Source organism: Mesorhizobium sp. M7D.F.Ca.US.004.03.1.1, from assembly GCF_003998635.1.
In the GTDB taxonomy this organism is placed as follows: domain Bacteria; phylum Pseudomonadota; class Alphaproteobacteria; order Rhizobiales; family Rhizobiaceae; genus Mesorhizobium; species Mesorhizobium loti.
Genome location: NZ_RZQG01000430.1, coordinates 1 through 4993, shown reverse-complemented (window position 1 = coordinate 4993; position 4993 = coordinate 1). Strand labels below are relative to the sequence as shown.

General features: G+C 62.1%; 4 protein-coding genes and 1 pseudogene. 1 reads left to right on the top strand and 4 read right to left on the bottom strand.

What is annotated here, in order from left to right; translation table 11 throughout:
• Positions 1-142: pseudogene (locus EN935_RS42200) on the top strand (metallophosphoesterase); the annotation flags it as partial.
• Here EN935_RS42200 and EN935_RS21865 read toward each other — a convergent pair.
• From EN935_RS21865 to EN935_RS21850, 4 genes are all read right to left on the bottom strand, one after another.
• Positions 126-743, bottom strand: coding sequence for a hypothetical protein (locus EN935_RS21865; RefSeq protein ID WP_127265499.1), 618 nt, complete (start codon positions 741-743; stop codon positions 126-128). The pseudogene EN935_RS42200 and the gene EN935_RS21865 sit on opposite strands and share 17 nt — an antisense overlap.
• Positions 744-853: 110 nt before the next feature.
• Positions 854-1657, bottom strand: a complete 804-nt coding sequence (locus EN935_RS21860; protein ID WP_127265498.1) for an alpha/beta fold hydrolase — start codon at positions 1655-1657, stop codon at positions 854-856.
• A gap of 193 nt (positions 1658-1850) precedes the next feature.
• Positions 1851-3614 (bottom strand): tetratricopeptide repeat protein, encoded by a 1764-nt coding sequence (locus EN935_RS21855; protein WP_127265497.1) that lies wholly within the window; start codon positions 3612-3614, stop codon positions 1851-1853.
• A 184-nt stretch (positions 3615-3798) separates the two neighbouring features.
• Positions 3799-4993 (bottom strand): 2-isopropylmalate synthase (locus tag EN935_RS21850; protein ID WP_127373607.1); only part of this gene is annotated, 1195 nt, incomplete at its 5' end.

Sequence of the window (4993 nt, the reverse complement as noted above, 5' to 3'; positions counted from 1 at the left end):
GTACAATCTGTTCGACATCGACGGTGAAAAGGGAAATTGGCGAATCCGACTGACACGGCGTGGCCTGACCGGGCCGTCCATACCGCCATCCGATCTGCAGACGCTGGAGCTTGGCGCCGAGGCCGCTATGGCCGCAAGTTGACAACCATGGCCACAATGCGGTCCCAGAACAGGACGACCGACACCACAAGGCCGACCAGTGCGCCGGCAGCGACCAGGCCAAGCCCGGACAGAAAGGCCGACCAGCGCTTGCTGCGCGTCGTCGCACGCAGTGGTGGTTCGGCTTCCGGGACATTGGCGCGTTTCATGCCGGCGATAGCCGGTTCGACCCCGCCTTCCATCATCCTCTGACGCTCGACGATGCGCTCGGCGACATAGCGCGTCACGGAATCGGCAACCGGCTTCATCTCGGTGGATTCGGCAAGCACCACCCGGCCGATGCGGGTGTCCTTGAGGAAGCGATAGGTGCGGCGGTCGCGTCCCATGGCGACATGGCTGACGGCGTCGATCCACAGGCGCGGCTGCAAGCCGGACGAGACGACAAAGTCGAAATTGTCCATGTCGGCGGGAACATCGGCAAAAACCGGCGCCAGCTCGGCGGCAAGCAGATCGAGGCGCATGCGATGCGCCTCGCGCATATCGACGACGACGTCGTCGCGGTCGGCGAAGGCATTTTTCACATCACGGATGGCATCGGACAGTTTCTTCGACTGGTCGATGGTCTTCTCGCCTGCTTCCTTCATCGGCGTTTGCCTCGCGGGTTTGGTTAACATGGGGTTAACACAGCCGCCGGCAAAATGCACTGGCGAGATCGATGGGATCGAGGCTCAGGAAAATGTTGTGCGCGAAAAGGTCAGCTGGCCGCGGCGGCAAATTTCTGGCGATGTGGCCTGGCGCGGCGGCTGGTGTTGCGGCGAATGATCTCGGCAACGAGCTCGGGCGCTTCCTCGGTCAGCATATGGCCGGCCTCCAGCACATGGTGCACGTGAAAATGTGCCGGCAGATCATCCGCCTGGGTAAAGGGCAGCACCGCGTCGTCGGTTCCCCACACCACCATCACCGGCATGTTCAGGCTGTCGAGACGATCATGCGGGATGACGCCTTGCCGATCGTCCATGGTCATGGCGACTGCGATCTCGACGAGTTTTTCCAGTTGGCCGGGTCGCCGGCGCATTTCCCAGAGAGCGTCCACGGTGCGATCGAAGGGCCGGGTCCCTGGCCCCGACATAGCGACGAGGCAGGCCCTGATCTCGGACCGATCGGCTGCGCCAGCATAGCGACGCAACAGTGGTCCGTTGATCTCGGGGCCAAGGCCGCCCGGCGCCAGAAGCGTCAGCGAGGCTATTCTTTCGGGCGCAGCCAACGCCATCAGCGCCGCCACCGCACCGCCCATCGAATGACCCACGAGATGAACGCGCTTCAGGCGGCGCTCCGAGAGATCGGCGAGCACGGCCCTTGCCGCCACCTTGGCCGGACCGGCGGCGGGAAAATCGAGCGACAACCCATGCCCCGGCAGATCATAGGCCAGCGTGTGCGTGGAAGGCGCCAGGGCGGAAATCACCTCGCGCCAGACATCGTGGCAGCCGCCGAAACCATGCAGCAGGACAATGGCCTTCGAGCCAACACCCTGTTCGGCGGCAAAAAGCGATGCGGTCATGAAAGCTGATTTTTGCTGTTGTCAGGATGCGGAACACCAATTGTGGCTGGATTGCTCCTAGTCCACAGCGATGGCCAGTAAAATTTTCGCGATTTGTACGGTTGCGGACAGAACTCGGCGCTGACCGGCATCATGCGAAAGAGCGCGGGAAATCCATCGAACGCGGCGCGCTCGATCCGGACGTCGATTGGTGTCAGCTTGGGTTGCCGAGCCCGGCTGCGCGCAGCGCCTGGACCAGCCGCTCGGTCAGGTCGGCCGGATATTTCCGCTCGACGAAGGTCGCGCGCGGATCGGCGGCAAATTTAGGGAATTCGGTGGTCAGTTGGTTCAGCAGTGTGCTCACCAGATGGTCCTGTCCGGCAGCCTTGGCGCCGATCAACCGTGCCGCCAGATAGTGCGATTTCGTTGCCGTCGTTCTCAGTGCCATGCTGGCCGCGATGGCCTTGTTCATGTCGCCCTGCATGAACTCACCGACGAACAGCCCGTAATCCCACCATGTCGAGTGTCCGCTGAAGGTCTCCGCCGCATGGTCGAGGATCGGCGTTCCCTCAGCATAGCGGCCGGCGAATATCAGCCCGTAGCCGTAAGCGGCAGCCATGCCGAGATCATAGGGATTGAGTTCATAGGCCTTGCGCATCCAGCGGATCGCTTCATCCGTGTTGCCGAGGCGCGAACTGACATAGCCGTAGGAGCGATGCGCATAGGGGCTGGTCGGCCCCATCTGCACGCCGCGATGGGCAAACTCCACGGCTTTTTCAATCGTCGCATTGGGCGGATAGGCGTAATGATCGGAGACCGCCTCCAGATCCAGGGAGGCAAGTTCCGAATAAACGAGCGAGGATTTCGTGCCGCCATTGGCCAGCTTCTCGAGGCAGCGATAGGCAGCCTCATGGGTCCTGGCGTTCTGGTCGAGATAATATTTGTCGTTGAGCAGCAGGCATTGCGTCAGACCGTTCGGCGCGCCGGTCTGCTCGATGTAATTGTAGATCGTGCCCGAGGCGGGAAGCGCCGAACTCAGCATGTCGGCGATACGGTCTTCGACCGCGGCAGGTGCGCTGTCGGCAGGGGTCAGATTGCGCGAAAGAAGCACCCGTCCGGACGCCATGCTTTGCAGCTCGATGGTGATGTCGCCCGCGTCCGGTCCGGGCAAGATGTCGAATATGAAGCTCGTGGTATCGTCGGCCGGATCGGTGGCGGTGTCGCGGCCGATGAAGTCGATCGTATCGAAGCCGCTCAGGCCGGCGCGCAGCGACGCGGCGACACGGCTGGCGTAGGTGCCTTCAGCCTTGAGGCCGATATAGACTTGCGGCAGGGCGTCAGCCATTGCCGATGGCACGATGCTTCCGGTTGCGCCGGCGCTCTCGAGCGTTGCCGACATGTCGCCGCCTGCCAACAAGGCACTGCTGCCCTGACGAAGGATCAGCACCCCCAGCATGGCGATGACCAGGGCAATCGCCACCCAGAAGAAGCGGAGATGGCGCGCCACCGAGGGGGCGGGCGAAGACGGTATGGAAGCCAGCGATATCGCGCGCAGCATGCCCGTGCTGGCGTCGTTGGGCGGATCGGCGGATACAGCGCCGTCGAGCTTGAGTTCGGGGACATCCGGCAGCCGGATTGCATTCAATTCATAGGCAGGAACATAGCCGCCGCGCGGAATGGCGATGCGGACGGGTTCGGCGATGCCCTCATTGGCGAAATAGTGCTGCAGAAGCTCGCGGAGCCTGCCTGCCTGCACGCGCACCACGGCATCGGTAGACGGATCGAAATCGCCGTCCTTGCCGAAAACATCCATGGCAATGGAGAAGCCCTTGAGCCTGTCGCCTTCGCCGGCCTGTTCACGTTCGACAAGATAGCGCAGCAGCTTGCGCGCACGCTCGGACCGGCCGAACGTTTGGCTGGCAAGCAGTCGCTCCAGTGTCTCGCGCACTGCGGGGGCGGCAGGCGTGGCATGCTGCAAGTGTCGATCCTCTCGAAGTCGGCACAGGTTAAGGCGCGATCATATAGGTCCCGCACCACCAGACAAGTATACACCCCATTATGCGATCGCGTACCCCACCGGATAATTCGACGGTGGTTAATGGCCGAAAGATCGGAACCGATCACCAGATTGGGACGGTCCCGATCCTTGTTCTGGCCGTGCGTCAGCCGGCTTTCTTGCCGACGATACGGTTGGCGGCGGACATCACCGCTTCCAGCGAGGCGGCGACGATGTTGGTGTTGATGCCGGCACCGAACAGCTTGCCACCAGGATATTCCATCTCGACATAGGAGATGGCCGACGCGTTCGAGCCGCGTTGCAACGAGTGCTCGGAATAGTCGAGCACCGACATCTCGACACCGACATGTCGCGACAGCGCATCGACGAAGCCGTCGATCGGACCGGTGCCTGTGCCTGTAATCGTCACTTCCTTACCCTGGTCGAGGATGACCGCCTCGACCACGCGCCGGCCCTTGATTTCGGTGCTGGGATAGGTTTGGTGATCGAGGAATTTCAGCCGCGCGGCAGGCTGATCGACATAGGTCTCGAGAAAGCGCTCGTAGATGCGCCGGGCCGGCACTTCCTTGCCCTCGGCATCGGTGATCGCCTGGATTTCCTGGCTGAATTCGATCTGCAGATTGCGCGGCAAATTGAGGCCGTAATCGGCCTGCAGCACATAGGCGATACCGCCCTTGCCGGACTGCGAGTTGATGCGGATGATGGCTTCGTAGCTGCGTCCGACATCGGCCGGATCGATCGGCAGATAGGGCACCTCCCATACGCTCGTGTTGGCCTTCTTCAGCGCCTTCATGCCTTTGTTGATGGCATCCTGGTGCGAGCCGGAAAAGGCGGTGTAGACGAGTTCACCGACATAGGGGTGGCGCTCGGGGATCTTCAACTGGTTCGAATATTCGTAGACGTCCTTCATCCGGTTGATGTCGGAGCAGTCGATCAAGGGATCGACACCTTGCGTGTACATGTTGAGCGCCAGCGTGACGATGTCGACATTGCCGGTGCGCTCGCCATTGCCGAACAGCGTGCCTTCGACGCGATCGGCGCCCGCCATCAGGCCGAGTTCGGTGGTGGCGATGCCGGTGCCGCGGTCATTGTGCGGATGCAGCGAGACCAGCAGGTTCTCCCTGTTGTCGAGGTTGCGGCACATCCATTCGATGCGGTCGGCATAGATGTTGGGCGTCGACATCTCGACCGTCGACGGCAGGTTGATGATCAGCTTGTTGTCCGCCGTCGGCCTGACGATCTCGGTGACGGCGTTGCAGATCTCCAGCGCCACTTCGAGCTCGGTGCCGGTAAAGCTCTCCGGCGAATATTCGAAGCGAAAGCCGCCGCCGGCCTTAGCC